The following is a 20,404-nucleotide window of genomic DNA, read 5'->3' on the forward strand; positions in this document are numbered from 1 at the left end:
CACTATTAACTGTATCAAAGTTGATAAGGGAACACTAGCTTTTTCCCTCATATTTTAAAAACTTTTTGCGTTTTCCTTATTAAAGCCATATTCCTCGAAAAAGGCTTGACGAAACTCCAATAGATTGTCATCCATGATGGCTTGACGGACTTGTTTCATCAGGTTAATCAGAAAATACAAGTTGTGATACGAAGTTAAGCGAATCCCAAAGGTTTCATCGCAATGGATCAAGTGACGGATATAGGCCCGAGAATAATTTCGGCAAGTATAACAATCGCACTTTTCATCCAACGGACGGAAATCGTGGGCAAACTTAGCATTTTTAACGACTAATCGGCCTTGCGAAGTCATCGTCGTTCCATTACGAGCAATCCGCGTTGGCAAGACGCAGTCAAACATGTCAACTCCGCGAATTACGCCATCGATCAAGGAATCCGCGGCTCCTACTCCCATCAGGTAACGTGGTTTGTTCTCTGGGATCAATGGGGTGGTAAATTCCAAGACTCGGTTCATTTCTTCCTTAGGCTCACCTACGGACAAGCCGCCAATTGAATACCCAGGAAAATCCATGCTAACCAGATCCTTCGCACTTTGACGGCGCAGATCTTCAAAACCGGCCCCCTGAATGATCCCGAACAACCCTTGACTATCTGGATTAGCATGAGCTTTCAGACCACGTTCTGCCCAACGTGAAGTTCGTTCGACCGATTTTTTCACGTAGTCGTAGCTTTCATCAAATGGTGGACACTCATCAAAGCTCATCATAATGTCTGAGCCTAGCTTATTTTGAATATCAATCGCTTTTTCAGGAGACAAGAACATTTTTGAACCATTTAAATGATTTTTAAAATGAACCCCTTCTTCTACGATATTTCGCATATCAGCTAATGAGAAGACTTGGAAACCACCTGAATCTGTCAAGATCGGCTGATCCCAATTCATGAACTTGTGCAATCCGCCAGCCTCTGCCACTAAATCTTCTCCAGGACGAAGCCATAAATGATAGGTATTGCTTAAAATGATTCCCGCACCCATCTCTTTTAATTCTTCAGGCGCCATCGTTTTTACCGTTGCCAAGGTACCTACCGGCATAAACATCGGAGTCGGAAAGGTGCCGTGAGGAGTGATGATCTCGCCAAGACGAGCACCTGTATGTTTTTCTTTCTTGATCAATCGATAAGAAATAGCAGGTTGAGTCATTGATTTTTTTCCTACTTTCTTTGGTATGTATAAGTTTTCAACTTGTATCATAATACTGGTTTTAAGCCTTTTTTGCAAATCGTCCAAGAAAAAATTGGACATTCTTAAGAGAGTTCATACACCGCTCATTTACGTCTGGTTACGATTTCCCCAATTTCATATAGAAGCACCTTTATTTTTCTAGGAGCTTGGCGTGCGAAAAATCAAATTTGGATCATTGTCAGGACGCTGCTATCTGAAGCTGCGCACACATTGTTTTTAAATAGTCCTTTTGATCCTTACGATATCTTGATTACTGTCAGCGCTCAAGTATTGATGTTTTTAGTACCTATGCGGTGCATGGAAACCAAGCCGAACAAATCTTTCTTCCATTTCCTAAAGCTAGTTGAACTATAAAAAATGCCGAGCAGCCTAAGCCGCTCAGCCAATTTTCTCTTAAATTTCTTCTGGATCAACCTCTGGTGCTTTTTGGAATTTGATCAACTCATTGACCAGTATTGGAACAAAGGATAGTACGATCACTACTAACCAGTGTGTCAAACTGATCGACACTAGGTTGAACAATCCTTGGGTAAATGGAACTAATGCAATCACCGTGGTGATAGCAATTGCCAGCCACGCCATTTGCGCAAGAGATTTATTAGTCAATAAATCCACTTTAAAGATCGATTTGCTGCTTCGCACATTGAAAACATGCAGGATCGATGAATACGCCAGCACTAGAAAGGCCAAGGTTTGACCAACTTCTAAGCTCGGTGCCACCCAATGACTGATTTCTTCCACGAAAGCTCCAACATAAAATCCAATCAAGGCCACAACGGTAAAGATGCTGGCATTGACTGCGATCTTTTGCCATAATCCCCGGGCAAAGATCCCTTCATCGTTTGGAATCGGCGGCTCATCCATGATGCCCGGCTCCGCAGGCTCACGACCTAAAGCAAATCCTGGCAGTCCATCCGCTACAACGTTCACGTATAACAATTGAACAGCTGTAAAGGGTGCACCCCAACCTAACAACATAGCGATCAATACAATGAAAATCTCTGAAATATTACAACTCAGCAAGAAATTGATCGCTTTACGAATGCCTTGGTAAACTGCACGTCCGCGGGCAACCGCATCTACAATGGTCGCGAAATTATCATCGGTCAAGACCATATCTGCAGCACCTTTCGCGACATCTGTTCCGGTGATTCCCATCGCAGCTCCGACATTGCTGGCCTTCAAGGCAGGGGCATCATTGACACCATCACCGGTCATCGCAACTACTGCACCAACTCGCTGCCAAGCTTTTACGATCCGAATTTTGTCTTCCGGGGTTACTCGTGCATACACAGAGAGATCTTTCACACGTTCATCAAGCTCTTCATCTGTCAGTTTCTTCAATTGGGCACCAGAAATAGCTTCTTCTCGTGTTTCCATGATGCCCAGTTCCTTTGCAATAGCACCCGCAGTCACCACATGGTCTCCTGTGATCATGACCGTTTTGATGCCAGCTTTTCGAGCGCGTTCAATCGCTGGCTTAGATTCTGGACGCGGCGGATCAATCATGCCGATCAACCCCATCAAATGCAGATCCTTTTCCAACGCTTCAGAGGTAATTTCAGTCGGTTCTTCATCATAGATCGCATACCCAACAGCAAGAACCCGCAAGGCCTTTTTACCGAAACGATCATTGACAATTGCCGCCTGATCCACATCGCCAAAGCGGAACCTCGGATAAAGCACATCGAAAGCACCCTTCGTAACGGTCATGAATTTTTTACCACGCTTATGGACGGTGGTCATCATTTTCCGGTCAGAATCAAAAGGGATCTCGCCGATTCGCGGGTATTTTTCTTCCAATTCGGCTTTTGTATGGTAATTTTCCTCAACCGCACGAACGATTGCTGCTTCTGTCGGATTTCCTGTGATCAGCAGTTCGTCGCCCTCATTGTCGACATTCACATCACTTGATAATGCCGCGATGCTCAACACTTCCATCGCTTCATCGGTCATGCCTTCTTCGGTATCAACGACCGAATCGCCACGGGTCCAGACACGACGGACGCGCATTCTGTTTTGAGTCAGTGTTCCTGTTTTATCCGACAAAATGACGTTGGCAGAACCCAGTGTTTCAACCGCAGGAAGCTTCCGGATGATCGCGTTTTTCTTCGCCATCTTTTGTACACCGTAAGCTAAGGTCAGCGTCACGATAACAGTCAGTGTCTCTGGAACTGCGGCTACGGCTAGTGAAACGGACGTGATAAACATCTCCAAGATCGGTTCCCCTTGGAGTTCGCCAATGACAAATACTAGGGCTGCTGCAGCCAATGCAATCATACTGATGCGTTTTCCTAATTGGTTCAACCGTTGCTGCAACGGTGTTTTCTGGTCATGATCCTCGTTCAGCAGTCCGGCGATCTTCCCCATCTCCGTCTGCATCCCCGTCGCAGTGACCACTGCTTTTCCGCGACCATTTACGACGGTTGATCCTTTATAGATCATGTTCAAACGATCGCCTAAAGAATCATCTTCCTGTGCTTGATACTCTGAATCTTTTACAACAGGTTCGCTTTCTCCAGTCAAGCCGGATTCTTCCACCCGCAATTGAGAATCTTCGACGATCCTCGCATCCGCGGTGATCAACGCTCCAGCCTCCAGCAATACGATGTCTCCAGGTACCAGCTCTTCGGCGTCGATCTCTTCGACCTTGCCGTTTCGCATCACCTGAGTAGTTTGCTTGTTCATATCCTGCAAAGCAGATAAAGCTTTTTCAGCATTGCCCTCTTGGACGATCGACAAGACGGAATTGATTACCACAATGGCAATGATCAAGAAGCTTTCAAAGTAATCCCCATGATCTGTCGCGATGGCTGTATACAACGAGATAACTGCTGCCACCAATAAGATAATGGTAGTAAAATCAGTTAGACTGCGGAAAAACTTCTTCGCAATCGATTCTTTCTTCGCTTCTTCAAACTTATTTCTTCCGTTATTTTTTAATCTTTTGTCTACTTCCTCAGGGGTTAACCCCGTTTCTAAATCTGTTTCTAACTCACGTTTTATATCGTCTATCGACTCTTTATATGGTTCCATCCTATTCCTCCCTTTCAGTTATAAAAAAACCACTTATTATTTACTATAACATAGATTTTGTTGATAACTCAAAGGATTGGCCTTGCGGTACGGTCAAAAAGTAACAAATTTTATTGTTTAAATAAAAGAGTGTAATCGCTTTCTTTTTTTGGAAGAATATGCTACTATATAGATACAAGGAAGGAGGACAATCGTTATTCGAAGTAGGATTTTTCGATAAGAAAAGTAGAACAAAGTAAACAATAATGTTGTTAGAAGTACAAGGTTCACCGAAAAGCAATAAGTGATATATGTGTAGAGTATTTCCTTATAAATAGTGAATGCGTATCAGTAGTTGAATTAAAGTCAAAATTAGAAGTAAAAGAGATACGTAAAAGAAGAACTGACGAAAAATTAAATATTGAATACTGTGAAGCAAATAGTGAAACAAGTAGTAAAACAAAATTTATGTTTATCATCAAGAAATTCATGTAATACTTTACATGTATATATGAAAGTAAGACATTCGAATAATGATTCCTTCCGAAATCTAAGAGCCAGGCATATCGAGAGCCTGGCTTTTTTTGTCAGTTTTTCTTCCTGCTTTAGCAGTTTAGAAAAATGATATGCGTACGAAAAATGATTCCTTCTCACAAATAGCAATTAATGCAGGATAAATGAACAACTCATATTCATTGAGTAAGCATTAGTTCTTGTAAATGGCGGAATCCCAACTTTTCAAAAAAAAATGACTTTAATTCCATATGCGGAAATTAAAGTCACTTTTACTTCTATCTAAGCCTCAACTTTTTAAGCGCTCTATTTACATATAGGGTAAGTGAGGCTTGATGTTTCAGTCGAAAAAAAATCAGCTTCTAGATTCTCCAGTCCGTAAAATTTAGCAATGATAAGAAACATCAAAATTGTAATTTCTAATCCCGAACTAATCAGACACCACAACCATCGATTTGATGGTTTTACGCTCTTGCATATCTTGATAGGCCTGGTTAATGTCGTCTAAATTGTAGGTCTGGGTAAACACACGACCAGGGTTGATATTCCCACCCAAAACCTCTTTAAGCAGGAATTGTTTATCATAGGTCGTTACAGAAGCCGAACCGCCAGCAACTGAAATATTTTGGGCAAAGGTTGACCCCAGTGGTCGGTCATTGTAATGCGGCACACCAACATAACCAACTCGACCTCCATTATGCAGGACACCAAGGGCTTGATCAATCGCAGCCTCTGTTCCCACACATTCAAGTGCTGCGTCCGCACCGCCACCTAAAATTTCACGGACTTTTGCAATGCCTTCTTCCCCACGTTCAGCAACAACAGCAGTTGCTCCTGATTGTAAAGCCATCTCTTGCCGATCCTCATGACGACTCATCAAAACAATCTGTGAAGCCCCTCGCATTTTCGCAGCTATGACCGCACACTGACCTACAGCTCCGTCACCGATGACAACCACTTTATCGCCTTTTTCTACATGAGCACAACGCGCAGCGTGGTAACCAGTCGGCATCACATCAGCCAAAGTCAGCAATGACTTAATCATTCCTTCAGTATAATCAGACGGTTGTCCAGGAATTTTGATCAATGCCCAATTGGCATAATGGAACCGAATGTATTCAGATTGGAATCCATGAGACCAGTTTGTTGCGCCTTTGTGACGATCGCAAGTTCCATCGAAGCCTGAACGGCAAGCATCGCATTCGCCACAGCCATGGGTGAAAGGCACGATAACAAAATCCCCCGGTTTCACAGTGGTGATTGCAGAGCCGATTTCTTCCACGATTCCCAACGCTTCGTGACCATCATTGACAGAGTGTGCTTCCTTGTTGTCGCCATGAGAATAAGACCAAAGATCCGAACCACAGACACATGCACGAACGACTTTGATGATCACATCGTCCTCCGCCTGTAATTTTGGTTTTTCAACTTCTTGAACCGTTACTAGACCCGCTTTTTCAAAAATTGTCGATTTCATCATTCCATTCCTTTCAATTTCAGTTTGTATTACACTCGGAAAAGAAACAGCTGCATGAATCCTGACAACCTGCTTTTAAATAATTTTCCGATTACTCTATGAATAGAGAATAAACTTAGTATAAACCTTGAAGTTCACTTTAAGTCAAATAAAAAATTTTAATAAGCAATACTAGCTTGACTGCTAAAAAAAGACCAACCATAAAAATGATTGATCCCAAAGAAATTTCTTTGTTAGAAGTCACAAATTGACATCCCTACGCCATAAATTGCTTCCCAGTCTTTCTTAAATTGTTCCACACTAGTATCTGAATGAACATGGACTTCTATCACTGACTGAAATCTTTGTTTTTTTATTCTGACCATTTCAGTGTTTAAAGAATAGTAGAAAAATCATTTTACCCTTTCGTATCTGCTTAAGCTATACGATTAAGAAAATAGGCTATATTCAACCTATTCCATCAAGCTGTTTCATCTAGAACATTGTAAAATCTGGATAGAGCATACTTTATTGTGCACCAAAAACGTAAAAAAGATGTTCCTAAAATTCAAACGTATTGGCTTTTTTTATGATTGATCCCGGCTAGTCGTCGAAAACAATGTCCACAAATAAGAAAGAACGGCTAATGCACTAAACCGGACTCTATAAAATGGTACACAGCAAAAAGACCGTGTATTTGACCTGACCTCCAAAAGTTAGACCAAAAATCTAACTTTTGGAGGTCGGTATTTTTATGTCTGAACGTTCACCGCAGGAAACTGATCAGCAAGACTACAATAATCTCAACTAAAATGAATAATACAATCCACCCAATAGCTAAATAGATATACGGCTGGTATTTATACTTGTACTTCTTCTCGCTAGTCTTCAAATAGTAATAAGTCAATGGCAGCAGATTGGCAAATAAGCAGCAGGAGAACAGGAATACACTTGGAAAAGTGTTTTTTGATTGATGAAGCAGCAAAAATTGCTGAAACAGCAGGAACAGGTTAGCTAAAAACGGAACAATGAATAACACCAAGCTTTTACTGAATACCGTTTTTCTTCGGATATCCTTCACGATAATCGACTCCTCCAATAATATAGTGTCTAAAGATAAATGGAATAGACGAGCCAGGCGAATCACACTGTCAAGATCCGGCGTGGTCTTTCCGGTTTCCCAATTTGAGATCGTCTTTTTAGAGACAAAGATTTTTTCTGCCAGCTGTTCTTGTGTCAGCTTATGCTCGGTTCTCTGGCTTTTAATTATCTGATTGATTTCCATTTATCTTCACCTACACCTTATTAGTTTTCAGTGTCTTCTTCTATCCAATATATTTCCTTTTGACCAAAATGTCGATAGCAAATCCTTTCTACCACAAGCAAAATCCACCTTTTCGTTCAATTTTTCTTTGAATCCCCCACTAAAAAAAGCCAACAATAGTTTGCTGGCTTGTTGAGTGAAAAGATCAATCATTCAACTCTTTGATTTTTTCAATCGTTTTCTTTTGGACAGAATTTTTGGCACTGGTTAAAACTGCAATTAAATTTGCTTCTTGATGATTTTCATCGTAAGCATGACCGATACTTTGAATGTAGCTCTGCCGCAATTCCTGAACCGCCATGGATAACCACTAGTAATCTTTCACATAACCTTCAAAAGTAGGATGTACTCAAAATAGCTGCCGTTGATGACAATAGTTGCAAACTCTCTATCGACAAGCATGATGAGGGCTTCCTGCATGGATGAGGCAGAGTGAGAGCCAAAGCCGTTGCTCATAAGAAGGGGATGATACAGTTTCTGTTCTTCATCAGAATAGTGAAATAACAAAGTTGGAATCTTGACTACCGTTCTCTCCGCCTCTTTTTTTAATAAAACTATACTAACTCGGTTGATTCAAGAAATAAACTAAGCGTTCTCCACCGGCACCCAAATCTCCACATCATCCCCTTGGGTATACAACTCAATGTCGGGCGCGGCGGAGTTCATTGCGCCGGTTTCATAGCCGCTGTTCAGGCCGCGATAGCCCGAAGTCGGCATCCATTGAGTGAAGATATCCATCTGCACATGGCCCATTTCTTCCTTTTTGCAGGGAAATACGGCCCAAGTAGCTGCAGGCACCGTGTATTCTTCCATGCCCTCCGGCGTGGCCTTCGTAGTGGCACAGGCAATGTAATAATCAAACACCTTGGCATCGTTGGCATCAGAGTTGTATACGCTCACGCCCAGCAGGCCCATAGGCGCGGCATTCATCAAAGGCAAAATCTGCATCTGCTTTTTCTGGCTCATGACCTCTCCCCAAAAAGCAGGGATATCCTTCATGCCCTGCATATTTTCGTTGGTAGAGCGCAGCTTAACACCGACAATGCGGAAAGCGTCCATTTTCTCAATTCTGTGGTTCATATTCATTCCTTCTTTCTTTTATTGGGTATTTATTCTTGGTGTAGCACACCAAACACAGCTTAACAGAAAGCTGATGGCTTCCTCTATCCTATTCACATCAACAATTAACAAATTGTCTGCGGGCGTATGCATCACTGATTCCATGAGGGTGAAAATGTTCGATGCCGTTACTGCGACAGCAGGAACACCGGAGCTGGCAAAGAGCATACGGTCGCCCATCACCCACACTTTCATCATCTGCCAGCCCTATTTTATAAAGCAGCTTCTTCGCGTGCTGTACATGAAAATTCAGATTGTCTGGCTTTGCGGCAGTTGGGATAAATGCCACCGTCTTTTCAAAGAAATCCCATCGATAAACTGCGGCAAAAGGCAGATCATGCACTTGAACAGGGAGCAAATACGCTGCCAAACTGCTTTCGTGGTCAGAACAACTCTGCACAAACAGAATCAGCATGGCAAGTAGGCCATACGGGAATACCCAACAGCTCGGTACAGTACTGCACTGACGGCGTAAAATGCGGCAGCCTAACACTTCATGGGCTAGCCTCCTGCATCAGATTCTGTTTGATATTCAGTCAGCGGTAGCGCAAGTTCTCGTCGTACCGTATATCTTTCAGTTTTTCAAACAATAGGGTCACTCCCTTCATCGTAATAGTCCTATTATACCGGGAGGACACATCGCCTTATTGTATGATATTGACTTTGTTGTACTTAAAGGTAAACAGGTAAGACCATACAAATACAAAAAGCTGCAAGGTCAAAATTACCAGACGCTCGGTGATACCTAGGATGCCAAGGTTATAGGCGAGTGAAAGAGGGTTCAACGCGCCAAACAGAAAAATGGCAATACTAAAACTGAGGCAGATACGCCCCAACAACTTGTTTTTTTCTTTTTTGAGATACCCGTAGGCGAGCAGAAATAACGCTGCAATAGTTGTAAATACGACAACCATCGTGACAACGATATGCATCATGTTTTGGAAGTTCATCTCTGTTTTGTTACCGGTGAGAGGGAATAAGCTGTAGCCAATGGTGGTGGAAAGTGCCATAATCAGCAGCAGCCCATATCCCGCAGTGGTTGCCTTGTGATAGTGCTTAACGGCATACCACAACAACGTAGCAACAAACAGTAGAAATGTCACCCCATAAACCGCCGTAAACACGCGCAGCAAGGGAGCATTGGGCGCGCCATCGGCTGTCAGGGAGCTGATATCCATGGATACCGGGTCATATTCGGGCCATAAAGCCTGCCCAATAAAAACATGCAACAGATAGACCACCGAGCTGATCATGCCCAAGGAAAACAGCGGCTTAATGATCCTCATTGTACACCTCACACAGATTGACCAGATTTGTATTCTTTACAAAACCCGGTGATATAGTCACAAATCATCGTCCTACCTTTATCCGGCTGTCCGTTTGCGGCATAATCCCTACCCAAATCCAGCAGCTCATGGATGGTTAGGCAGAAGGCGGTTGCAGCAGTCTTCAGACAGGGGAAGCGAAGCAGCCCACTCTCTTGCATTGCTGCCAGCAACTGTTGCACTTGTGCCAGCATGGTTTGCGTTTCCTCAATCATAATTTTGGCGGCTAGGGGGTTAAAGACACGCTCGGAGTAAATGAACCGGTAGAACATAGCCATATCCCTAGACTCATTCATCGCCTTGTAAGCAAAAACTACACTTTCCAGCACCTCCACCGCTGTTTTGTCTTGCAAAAAAGCAGGATGCTCCAAGGGGAGGCCTTTCCGGTTTGCAACCGCCATGGTGCGAATGTATCGGTACAACGCCTCGATAATCTCATCTTTTGATTTGTAATGGCTGAACAAGGTGGCCTTACGAACGCCTACCCTATCGGCAATTTTCTGCAAAGAGACATTACCCAAGCCGGTTTCAGATGCCAGCTCCAATGTACACCTCAAAATTTGCTCTTTTGTATTCAAAATAAGCCCTCCCTACCAATCGGTAGCTTCATTATACTACCGATTGGTAGGGAGGGCAAGATTGTTCTAAGAAGGATCTCATGAAACTTTTTGATATGAGTCGTGGAACGATAAGAAATCGGTTTCTTTTTTGGTACAAGGAAAAGGAACCTTTATCATTGATGAGAATATCGGCTCTCTCTTTTCTGAATCAATGAAAAATCAAGGTCTTGAGTTTGATGCAAAATTGATTAACTTAGAAAAAAGACAGGCCGACGAAAAGATCGCTCGCATGTTAAAATCAATGTAGGCGATGACTACTTATTTATTGAATGGACACAGGCGGTTCATGCTGAAACTTCTTTTGCCGCTGTTCCTTCAAATAAAACGATTTCGGAGCTTCTTCAAGTTGAAGAAAACTCTCCATTGCTTTATCAAGAACAGCTTGTTCACCTAGACAATGATTCGATCATTGAATTAGGGCGCGTCTGGTTAAAATCAAACAAATTCTGTGTAGGAAGTATTTTGCAGCGAACGTAATAGTTTACCCTTAACTGTGTGAGTAACCATTGATTCTAAGTAGGTGGTTGCTTCACAGTTTTTCTTTTCAAAAAAATGAAATGAACAGTTTAGCTCGTTCTTATCAGAAAGAAAAAAGTCCAGTTACTGAGAAGTTAGTTGAAACTATTCTCAATGCTTATCAATTTGAAGCTATCGTTGACAGAAGGAAAAAATGTTTGGAAGCGGAACTTCACTGATGTTGAACAATTGTCTAATTATGGTGATAAGATACGTACGCTATCAATGGTTTTAGCCACCTAGTATAACAGAATACGATGTAGGGTTAGATTTTTTGATCATTTACTCGTGTCATACACTTGTATGCCCGCATTTTTTGATGACACCTATAAGCTTTTTCGATTCTTTACAAAGCAACCTTTGCTTCTAACCGAAATCCTACGGAGGCGTCGATTTTATTTCTTTGTTCTAAAAACAAAAAAGCCCAATCATCCGTTAAGACATTGAGCCCCTTATCTGCTTTGTTCTTTCTCCATAGTTTTTAATTGAGTTGATCAAACAGTTGAATAGCAGAATTTCAAATCTAGTTGTTTTACTATTCGTTCCTTACTCAATATATTGCGTATCGCCAATCTTATCTAAGGTATATTTTCCATTTTTATACTTAAGGGTAGTTACGCTGCAATTTTCTATCATCTCACCGTTGTAAGCGTCTGGAACCAGCATCTCCAATAAGGTTGGGATCATACCGCCAGAAGAAACGATCATAACATTCTTTGCCTTCTTTTTCTTGGCATCTTTGATTACCTTATCCATCGCTGCTTGACCACGAGTTGTAATCTCATCATAATTTTCTGCTGCCTTCAATGGATCATTTTCAGCGATCGTATTCGCTATGCCATCATCACCAATTTTTTCAACTAGCTTATCATAATCAGACCAGTCATCGTCCAACTGGAAGCCGTTCGCTTCAAAAATCGGTGTCCACATTTCTTTGTCTGTCTTGCCTTCATATCCGCCGTAATTCCACTCTTTGAAGCCATCATGTTCGATCAATTTAGGCTTCTTATGTTCATTCTTCGCAAGGATTAGCTTGGCTGTATTACGTTGTCGACCCAGGTCGCTGGAATAAGCAAGATCAAACTTGATCTCCTTCAAGCCCGTTCCAAGTTTTTTTGCTTGGCTGATCCCGGTATCTGTCAATGGTGAATCAGCAAAACCCTGCACTTGTCCAGTGGTGTTAAAAAAGGTTTTGCCATGACGAATTAAGTAGATTGTAACCTCATCGTTCTTTTTCTTTGCTGCTTCAGCTTCCTCGCCCTTGGCTAAACCACCGATCAACACAGCTCCCAACATGCAGGTTAACAATACCCCAAACACTTTTTTCATTTTACAATTCCTCCCCGTTAGTCTCGATCAGATGTTTATACCAATAGAATGACTTCTTCGGCGATCTGGCTAGATCTCCTGTCCCATCATCATGTTTATTAACGTAGATAAAGCCATAGCGTTTTCTCATTTCACCGGTGGTGGCACTAACCAGGTCAATCGGCCCCCACATCAAGTAGCCAAAGCAGTCTACTTGGTCTTCTTCCACTACTTTTTTCAACTCGCTTAGATGCTTTTGTAAAAAGTCGATCCGATAATCATCATGAACAACACCGTCTGGTCCGACTTCGTCGTAGGCACCCAATCCATTTTCACAAATGATGATCGGTAATCCATAGCGTCGGTAAGTATAATTCAATAAGTACCGAAGCCCGATTGGATCAATCCCCCAGCCCCATTTGCTTTTTTCAAGGTAGGGATTTTGAACTCCACCGAAGAGGGATTCCTCTTCATTTTCACTGCCCTCATACCGAGCAACATCGGTCATATAGTAGTTCATGCCGATAAAATCAAGCCTTCCTTTGGCAAACGCTGCTTGATCTTCTTCCGTCAACCCAATCTCAATGTTTAGATCTGCGTACTCCCTTAATTTGTATTGGGGAAATTCACCATTGCACATCGCATCAATTTGATAGAAATCGCGATCCATTTCTTTAAAAGCATTCAGTACATTGACAGGATCACAATTTACTGGATACGTTGGCGTAATCCCGAAGACACAGCCAACTTTGCTTTCTGGATCAAGCTGATGGATCAAATGGGTTGCTTTGACACCAGCTAAGGTCATGTTGTAACCAACTACTGCTAAAACTTCTTTCTTATTTCCTTCAAGCTCGCTGTATTTCAACCCAGCTAAAATGTAGGTGAACATATCCGAAGCCTCAGTTTGCGGATCAATATGATTCATTTCATTGAAGGTCACCCAATACTTTACTTTACCCCTCAACGCATTGACCATTGTTTCGACAAATTTCAAATAAAAATCAATGACTTGGCGATTCTTCCAAGAATCGTACGCTGTTACCAAATTGATCGGCAGTTCAAAATGGTACAAAGTAATAATCGGTTCGATATTGTACTTCAATAATTCATCCACAACACGTTGATAAAAGTCAATCCCTGCTTGATTTGGTTTGGCATCATCGCCATTGGGATAAATTCGTGACCAGTCGATAGAAAGCCGTAAACTCTTAAAGCCCATCTCGCCAAATAGCTTAATGTCCTCTTTGTAGCGATGGTAAAAATCAATTCCCTCATGAGATGGATAATACTTGCCTGCTTCGATCGTTTTCGTATATTCTCTCGGTGTTGTAACTGAGCCGGATGTCGCAAAGTCCATGATCGCAGGACCTTTGCCGTCTTCTTGCCATGCTCCTTCCAATTGATGCGCCGCAATACTGCCGCCCCATAAAAAATCTTTTGCTAATTTACTCACTCGTTTTCCCTCCATTTTAGACAACGACTGTCAGGCAGTCTTCATTATTATTCAAACTTGGATCACTGGTCGGCAACACATCCAAGTAGTCCGCTGTATTTGTGATAACCGTAATCACGACCGGATCGTAGCCTGCGTTGCGAATTCCTGCCATGTCGGCTTTTAGAATAGCATCACCAACGGAAACTTTGTCCCCCTGTTTTACAAATGATTCGAAGTACTGACCCTCTAGTTCCACGGTATTAATCCCAATGTGAATCAAGAGCTCGACACCGTATTCGGTCTTGATTCCTATCGCATGATTCGTCGGGAATAAGCTGACAATTTCACCATTTACTGGTGCGTGAATGGTATCTTCTTCAGGTTCTATTCCTAAGCCTTTTCCTAACGCAGAAGACGAGAAGGCTTTATCATTCACATTACTTAAAGCAACATTTTTCCCCTTAACAGGTGCTTTGATTAATAGTTTGGTGACAGCTTCTGCATTGCTTCCAACGGGTTCTACTTGTTTTTCCTTTATCTTTTCATCGTCGGGAATCCCTAAAATGAAGGCCGCCACCGCAGCACCGACAAACCCAATGATGACTGCAATCACCATCATATAGAAATTCCGATAATTACTTTCGCCAATAAACGAGGCAATCCCAAAAAGTGAGACTGGCGCGTATCCAACAACATTCATTAACCCGGCAAACAAGCCACCAAGTCCGCCGCCGATCATGACAGCAATATATGGACGACGGTATTTGACGAACACACCATATACTGCGGGTTCAGTCACACCCATGAAGGCACTGAAGGCCGTTGTCCCGAATAATTGTTTTTGTTTTTTATCTTTTGAACGGAAGAAGTAGCCCATTACAGCCCCACACACCGCAATATCAGAGACAATCCAAGCAGCTGTAAAGACTGGATCATAGCCCAACGTCGCATACGAATTCATGAAAATTGGGATAATAAAGTTTCCTGCACCGATCGTAATCAAGAATGGTTGCAGCGCCGCATACAGCATAACAACCATCCAGTTGCCAAAAGTTCCGCCGATAAAATCAAAAACAAAGTTCAAGCCATCGCCAATATACATTCCTAGCGGTCCAAATAAAATCAAGGTGACTGGCAAAGTAATAATCAAGGTCAGTACCGGATTAAAGAAGTATTGCATTGCTTTAGGAATCAGTTTCTCCAACGCTTTTCCGACATATTTCATAAAAATGATACTTAAGATAATTGGAAAGAAGGAATTAGAATAGGTCGTTTCTGGCAATTTCAAACCAAGAAAATCCAACCCGGCTGCTCCGTTGATTGTCTCGGACATCATCGTTAAGGCGATTGTCACTGCTAAGTATTCATTCACGCCTAATTGACGGCCAAAGGAAATCGCTATCAATACGGGTAGAAAGAAGAAGACTGATTGCCGAATGGCATCTAGAATCATATAGGTCGAACTTTCAGCCGAGACTAAGCCTGTTAATGAGAGCAGCGACAATATTCCAGCCAACAGCCCTGCTGCCATGATAGGAATTAAAATCGGTCCCATCGCTTCTGATAAAACACGTAAAGCCATCGTAACGAAATTTTCTTTTTCAGCGGGCTCAGATTGATTGCCTTCACCGCTTAATCCAAGAATTTGATTTATCTCTGGACGAATATCTTGAACCTGTGTGCCGATAATCACTTGGTAAGCGACATCGTTAGAAACGACATCAATCACATCCGGCAGTTCTTTGATTTCTTCTGTTTTTGCAAGACTACGATTATTTAATTTAAAACGTAAACGTGTCATACAATTAGTCACGCTTTGAATATTCTCTTTTCCACCAACTAATTCAATCAGCTGGTTACAAAATTTTTCATAGTTCATAATTATTTCTCCTCTTCTCGTTTCGCGACTCGCTGGATATGCAGCATTAGATAAGCTTCCTCGTCTTCAGACAAATCTTTTCCAAAGGTATCTCGGACATACACTCGAATCTTGTTGACGCAGCTGTAAGCATCTGGATAAAGCTTACGAATTTGTCGATTCAGCTCTGTCTCATTTGAGGCAAAGACCTCATTTTTAAACATACGGACGATAAAGTATTGCAGGTGGGTCACTAAACGAATGTAATTGATACTTTCTTCTTCGAAATCTAATCGGAAGTGGTATTTAATAATGGATAAGATATTGCGCACCGCCTCCATCATGCGCATCATACTGTCATCTTCACTGCCCTTGGCTTGAAGATTGATAAAATGCAAAGCAATAGATACGGCTTCTTCATTCGGACAAGCTTTTCCTGTCGCTTCTTCGATCAGTCCTACAGCATAAAGTCCGATCTTATAATGATCTGGATAAAACTTCCGAACCTCCCAATCTAACGGGCTTTTGACAATTTGGTCCTTTTCCAGCCGTTTGATGGCAAAATCAATATGATCAAGCAATGCTAGATAAAGATAATCGGACACATCCTTCTTAATAACTTTCTCACCATATTCGATCGTCTTGGTTACAATCTGAAGGTATTCATCTGTGGTATTCGAAAGTAAATAACTGAAATGCTCCAATTTATCATGGGAATCTAGGACATAGGTTTTCTGAATCTCCGTTTCCGCGATAGTATCCCCTGCTTTGTGCTTAAACGCAACACCCTTTGAATAAACAATGATTTCGTTTCCGCGGGTTTGGCTATTGCTTCCCTTTTTTACAATGGCTACATTATTGTTTAAAATTTGACTGATAATCATGCTTTCCCTCCTTTCAAACAAAAAAACTCAAATTACCTAAGGATAGTGTATTTATCCTGAGGTAATTTGAGTTCTGCCTGCATCATCAGTAACATACTCAAAGCAGCAACTGCCACCGTTGCTTTGATTTAAGTTTTCTCATCTATTATTCTAAAGGAGGGTTCTTTTGATGTCAACGCTTTCTTTTAGTTTAAAATATCCATTTACTCTCTCAAGCATGGCTGTCCTTGTTTTTTTGTTCTCTCAAGAAAAAACGCCTCCCGAAAATCATTAATAGATTCTTGAGAGGTGTCCGCTATTTTTGTCTTTTAAAGGGAATGAGATCCCTGCTTGAATCGCTTTTCTAATCTAAGCAGATTTCTCTGTTTAATGCTGTATATTCCCTTCACTAAACTGACTAATAATCTCCTCATGCTTACTCTTTCGCAAAATAAACAAGGCGATCACAATGAAAATCAGTGTGGTGATCAGCTGCAACCCAATTCCACCACCTGTTTGCGTGCTAGACGGGGCAATACTTCCGCCAGTCGAAGCAATACTGACAAAATCATTTACTCCATGCAGCAATAATGGCCACAGAATGTTCCTTGTTCTTAAAAACAAGGCAGCCATATAAAGACCTGAACCAAAGGTGGCAATCGTTTGTAGTACTACTCCAGATGCTTCACCTGGAGAGTAATTTACGATCAAGTGACTAAGAGAGAACAGTATACTTGAGATAAAGACTGACAGATAAATGGATTTCGCTCCCGAATAAGCCCGAAAAATAGCCGTTTGCAGCAGACCTCGGAAGTAAAACTCTTCAAATAAGGCAGCAAACAGTCCTAAGATAGCCGCATTTACAAAAACAGAAGCGATGTTTCCCGATTCATTTGATAGATTCACTGCTGTTCCAAAAACCATGATTGCCAAATAAAGCAGCACTGGCAAAACCACAAGTAATTGCGACAACAGTCTGCTTTTAGAGAAAAAGCGTGGTCTGATTTGGATTAAGAATTTGCCTAAGAGATAAGTAGCAAGCAGCATGATGGTGTTTTGAATTACCAGCTTGCTGGTTGCTGAAAAAGATTTAGGTATAAGAAATGAGACCAGAAACAATAAGGCAATTACGATCAGCCAGCTGCCAATCAGCCTCGGCCACAGCTTGGTTTTATTTTTCATCTCTCTCATCCTCCTTGACTTACGGCAATCATACTAGGATTCATTAAAAAATAGAAACGATTCGTCTTGTGAAAAGGCAGAATGTTTTCGCAATCAAAAGCCCCTTGCTATAATGGACGCAGAAAGAAGGCTGAAAGATGAAAAACTATAAAAACGTGATTATTGGATTTGGCAAAGGCGGCAAAACGTTGGCTAAAAATTTGGCGGTGCACGGCGAAGAGGTTTTGATGATTGAAGCTTCTGATCAAATGTACGGCGGAACCTGCATCAATATTGGCTGTATTCCTTCCAAGTCCTTGATTGTTAATAGCGAAAGAAAACTGCCCTTTACTGAAGCAGTCGAACATCGTGGCGAATTGACCGCCAAGCTGCGGAATAAAAATTACCATATGGTGGCTGATCAACCGACTGGTGAGGTTTGGACTGGAACAGCCAGCTTTTTATCTGATCATGAACTAGCTGTTGAATTGGCTGATGGCACGCATCAAGAAATTCGGGGCGAACGGATCTTCATTAATACTGGCTCTACCCCTGTTATCCCTGATATTCCTGGTCTTGAGTTGAGCTCACGGATCGTTACTTCTAAAGAAGCAATGGAATTGCCAGAATTACCTAAACGATTGATTATTATCGGTGCAGGCTATATCGGATTGGAATTTGCTTCGATGTTTGCCAACTATGGCAGCCAGGTAACTGTACTGGACCCTCACACCGAATTTATGTTTAAAGAAGACCAAGATATTTCTGAGATGATCTATCACGATTTAACAGGAAAAGGCATTGATTTTGAATTAGGAGCAACAATAAAAAACGTAACAGAAGACCAAGACGGTGTTCAAGTTGCCTATGAAAAGGGCTCTGAACACATCATCACCGGCGATGCGATTTTAGTTGCCACAGGCCGCAAGCCAAACACTAAAAGCTTGAAGTTGGAAAACACAAGTATTGAAACCACAGACAGAGGCGCTGTCAAAGTCAATGACAAGCTGCAAACCACTGTTGACAATGTTTGGGCCATTGGTGATGTGAATGGGGGGCCCCAATTTACGTATGTCTCTTTGGATGACTATCGAATCGTCAAGGATCAGCTGCTAGGAAAAGGGGAACGTTCTACTGCTGACCGGAAATTTGTTCCTTACACCGTCTTTCTAACGCCGCCATTGTCTCGTGTTGGTCTGAGTGAAAAAGAGATCCAAGCTGCAGGCTACGACTACAAAACCTTCAACTTCGCGACTGCAGGCGTTCCGAAAGCGCAGGTTTTAGAAGATCCAACGGGGGTTTTCAAAGTCATGGTAGACAAGCAAACGGATAAAATTCTTGGTGCGGTAATTTATAGTGAAGAATCCCATGAAGTCATCAATCTGATTGCTTTAGCAATGAAGGCGGATCTGCCTTATCAAATATTGCGAGATCAGATTTATACCCACCCAACGATGTCAGAAGCGCTGAATGACGTGTTGAGTGAGTAATGGCTAAGGCTTACCGTTTTTCAAAGTGTTGAAATTCTAGAAAAACAGAGGGAGAACTTGTCGGGTAGACTGTTCTGCCTCTGTTTTTTGACGTCTAAATGTGCTAGTTTTTTCTATTTACAGAGCGAAGTTTCCTTTTCTCCTTATAAAGTGATAGATAATTTCTGGCTAAAGGATAATCAATAGTTAAAAGAACCAACTTGGCCTACCTCTTCAAACCCGGCCATACGACCTTCCCCCACAAATGCCTGTCTGTCTTGTTCAAATAAACGAATTCTAATCGTCGTATTGGCATTTTCACGAATAATTCGGTTCATTTCACCTTGGCTTGGTGCCAATAAAGCGTGACCAGCCTGACAATCAGCTGCTATTTTCAGAGCTAGATTTTTTTGTTTAAGCGTCACTATTAATTGGCCATGTTCACGGAGGATCGACTCGACTTTTCCGCCATGATACGTGGAAATTCGATATTCCTTACCATTGATCACCAGAACACAGATCAATCCTAAAAACTCAAAACCAAGAAAAGGAATATCCGCCAGTGAAAAGAAAAATTGAACGTCCTTTTGTCGAAACTCATTGGATTGTACCCAAATATAGGCCTTAGGGAAGGACGTTCCCCAATCTTTTTCAATATAACCAGTTCCGCCGGAAAATTCGATCACTTGGTCATTCCAATTCAGAGTGCCTTGAAGAAAATGCCCCATACTCAAAATACCATGGTAGCACTCCATAAAGCTCAAGTAAGAAAAAGGCCCCATAATACTTGGTGAATACCTGCTGCGTTGAATTGGCGAAAACGGTCCGTACATGATTTGGCCGGAGATAAACAAATTTTCTTTCTCATCGTGAATATCCAATGAAACGCCTTTTTCGCTAAACACATTGTTTCCAATGCGTACATAAAAAGCATCCTCTTTGGCAAAAAAATCCTTCGCCTCAAAATGGATCACATGAGAATTCTCATCGTGGATGATTTGAATAAACGGATGCCTGCTACCATCCTTTTCAATCGATACTCCTGGAATAAATGCATACGTTTGTTGATCTACCTGATGCTTTAAATACCAGCCTTCAAAGAAGGAATGCTGCTTGGTTTCTCCGTGATAATAAAGGTCTGTGGTTATCGCCATTCTTCGATCATCCTTTCATCGAA

At 41.8% G+C, this 20,404-nt stretch carries 17 protein-coding genes; 2 read left to right on the forward strand and 15 right to left on the reverse strand.

Annotation, left to right across the window (positions count from 1 at the left end; genetic code table 11):
• Window positions 1–54 precede the first annotated feature (54 nt).
• The 9 genes from tgt to NRIC_RS08640 all read right to left on the reverse strand — a co-directional run bounded on the left by tgt (window position 55) and on the right by NRIC_RS08640 (window position 10,572).
• Window positions 55–1,200 carry a tRNA guanosine(34) transglycosylase Tgt gene (gene tgt / locus NRIC_RS08600; RefSeq protein ID WP_146622285.1) on the reverse strand — a complete coding sequence of 382 codons (1,146 nt, stop codon included), beginning with the start codon at window positions 1,198–1,200 and terminating at the stop codon, window positions 55–57.
• 435 nt (window positions 1,201–1,635) lie between these two features.
• A complete protein-coding gene (locus tag NRIC_RS08605; protein WP_146622286.1) occupies window positions 1,636–4,278 on the reverse strand; it encodes a cation-translocating P-type ATPase in 2,643 nt (880 codons plus the stop codon).
• A 922-nt stretch (window positions 4,279–5,200) separates the two neighbouring features.
• Complete coding sequence (locus NRIC_RS08610) at window positions 5,201–6,247, reverse strand: zinc-binding dehydrogenase (RefSeq protein ID WP_146622287.1); 1,047 nt, start codon at window positions 6,245–6,247, stop codon at window positions 5,201–5,203.
• A gap of 745 nt (window positions 6,248–6,992) precedes the next feature.
• On the reverse strand, window positions 6,993–7,511 hold the full coding sequence (locus NRIC_RS08615; RefSeq protein ID WP_146622288.1) for a helix-turn-helix transcriptional regulator: 519 nt from the start codon (window positions 7,509–7,511) through the stop codon (window positions 6,993–6,995).
• A gap of 184 nt (window positions 7,512–7,695) precedes the next feature.
• Window positions 7,696–7,851 (reverse strand): hypothetical protein, encoded by a 156-nt coding sequence (locus NRIC_RS08620; protein WP_227873772.1) that lies wholly within the window; start codon window positions 7,849–7,851, stop codon window positions 7,696–7,698.
• Window positions 7,852–8,135: 284 nt separating this feature from the next.
• The gene (locus NRIC_RS08625; RefSeq protein WP_146622289.1) at window positions 8,136–8,630 is read right to left on the reverse strand and encodes a GyrI-like domain-containing protein; all 495 of its coding nucleotides are present in this window, start codon (window positions 8,628–8,630) and stop codon (window positions 8,136–8,138) included.
• Between the two features lie 97 nt (window positions 8,631–8,727).
• Window positions 8,728–9,162 (reverse strand): hypothetical protein, encoded by a 435-nt coding sequence (locus NRIC_RS08630; RefSeq protein ID WP_146622290.1) that lies wholly within the window; start codon window positions 9,160–9,162, stop codon window positions 8,728–8,730.
• A 151-nt stretch (window positions 9,163–9,313) separates the two neighbouring features.
• Window positions 9,314–9,955 carry a DUF998 domain-containing protein gene (locus NRIC_RS08635; RefSeq protein WP_146622291.1) on the reverse strand — a complete coding sequence of 214 codons (642 nt, stop codon included), beginning with the start codon at window positions 9,953–9,955 and terminating at the stop codon, window positions 9,314–9,316.
• 8 nt (window positions 9,956–9,963) lie between these two features.
• Window positions 9,964–10,572, reverse strand: coding sequence for a TetR/AcrR family transcriptional regulator (locus NRIC_RS08640; RefSeq protein WP_175580036.1), 609 nt, complete (start codon window positions 10,570–10,572; stop codon window positions 9,964–9,966).
• A gap of 369 nt (window positions 10,573–10,941) precedes the next feature.
• On the opposite strand from NRIC_RS08640, the gene NRIC_RS19545 reads away from it, so the two are divergent.
• Window positions 10,942–11,091, forward strand: a complete 150-nt coding sequence (locus NRIC_RS19545; protein ID WP_265416107.1) for a GntR family transcriptional regulator — start codon at window positions 10,942–10,944, stop codon at window positions 11,089–11,091.
• 585 nt (window positions 11,092–11,676) lie between these two features.
• On the opposite strand, the gene NRIC_RS08650 is transcribed toward NRIC_RS19545, so the two are convergent.
• The 5 genes from NRIC_RS08650 to NRIC_RS08670 all read right to left on the reverse strand — a co-directional run bounded on the left by NRIC_RS08650 (window position 11,677) and on the right by NRIC_RS08670 (window position 17,779).
• Complete coding sequence (locus tag NRIC_RS08650) at window positions 11,677–12,459, reverse strand: histidine phosphatase family protein (RefSeq protein ID WP_146622293.1); 783 nt, start codon at window positions 12,457–12,459, stop codon at window positions 11,677–11,679.
• Between the two features lies 1 nt (window position 12,460).
• A complete protein-coding gene (locus NRIC_RS08655) occupies window positions 12,461–13,894 on the reverse strand; it encodes a family 1 glycosylhydrolase (protein WP_146622294.1) in 1,434 nt (477 codons plus the stop codon).
• 16 nt (window positions 13,895–13,910) lie between these two features.
• Entirely contained in the window at window positions 13,911–15,755 is a 1,845-nt protein-coding gene (locus NRIC_RS08660; protein WP_146622295.1) for a beta-glucoside-specific PTS transporter subunit IIABC, read from the reverse strand.
• A 2-nt stretch (window positions 15,756–15,757) separates the two neighbouring features.
• Window positions 15,758–16,618 (reverse strand): PRD domain-containing protein, encoded by an 861-nt coding sequence (locus NRIC_RS08665; RefSeq protein ID WP_146622296.1) that lies wholly within the window; start codon window positions 16,616–16,618, stop codon window positions 15,758–15,760.
• Between the two features lie 366 nt (window positions 16,619–16,984).
• Entirely contained in the window at window positions 16,985–17,779 is a 795-nt protein-coding gene (locus NRIC_RS08670; protein WP_175580038.1) for a CPBP family intramembrane glutamic endopeptidase, read from the reverse strand.
• Between the two features lie 137 nt (window positions 17,780–17,916).
• On the opposite strand from NRIC_RS08670, the gene NRIC_RS08675 reads away from it, so the two are divergent.
• Window positions 17,917–19,248 carry an FAD-dependent oxidoreductase gene (locus tag NRIC_RS08675; RefSeq protein WP_146622298.1) on the forward strand — a complete coding sequence of 444 codons (1,332 nt, stop codon included), beginning with the start codon at window positions 17,917–17,919 and terminating at the stop codon, window positions 19,246–19,248.
• A 179-nt stretch (window positions 19,249–19,427) separates the two neighbouring features.
• Here NRIC_RS08675 and NRIC_RS08680 read toward each other — a convergent pair whose 3' ends face one another.
• Window positions 19,428–20,381 (reverse strand): tocopherol cyclase family protein, encoded by a 954-nt coding sequence (locus NRIC_RS08680; RefSeq protein ID WP_146622299.1) that lies wholly within the window; start codon window positions 20,379–20,381, stop codon window positions 19,428–19,430.
• Between the last annotated feature and the right edge of the window lie 23 nt (window positions 20,382–20,404).

This window comes from Enterococcus florum (assembly GCF_004309355.1).
Taxonomy (GTDB): Bacteria; Bacillota; Bacilli; order Lactobacillales; family Enterococcaceae; genus Enterococcus_A; species Enterococcus_A florum.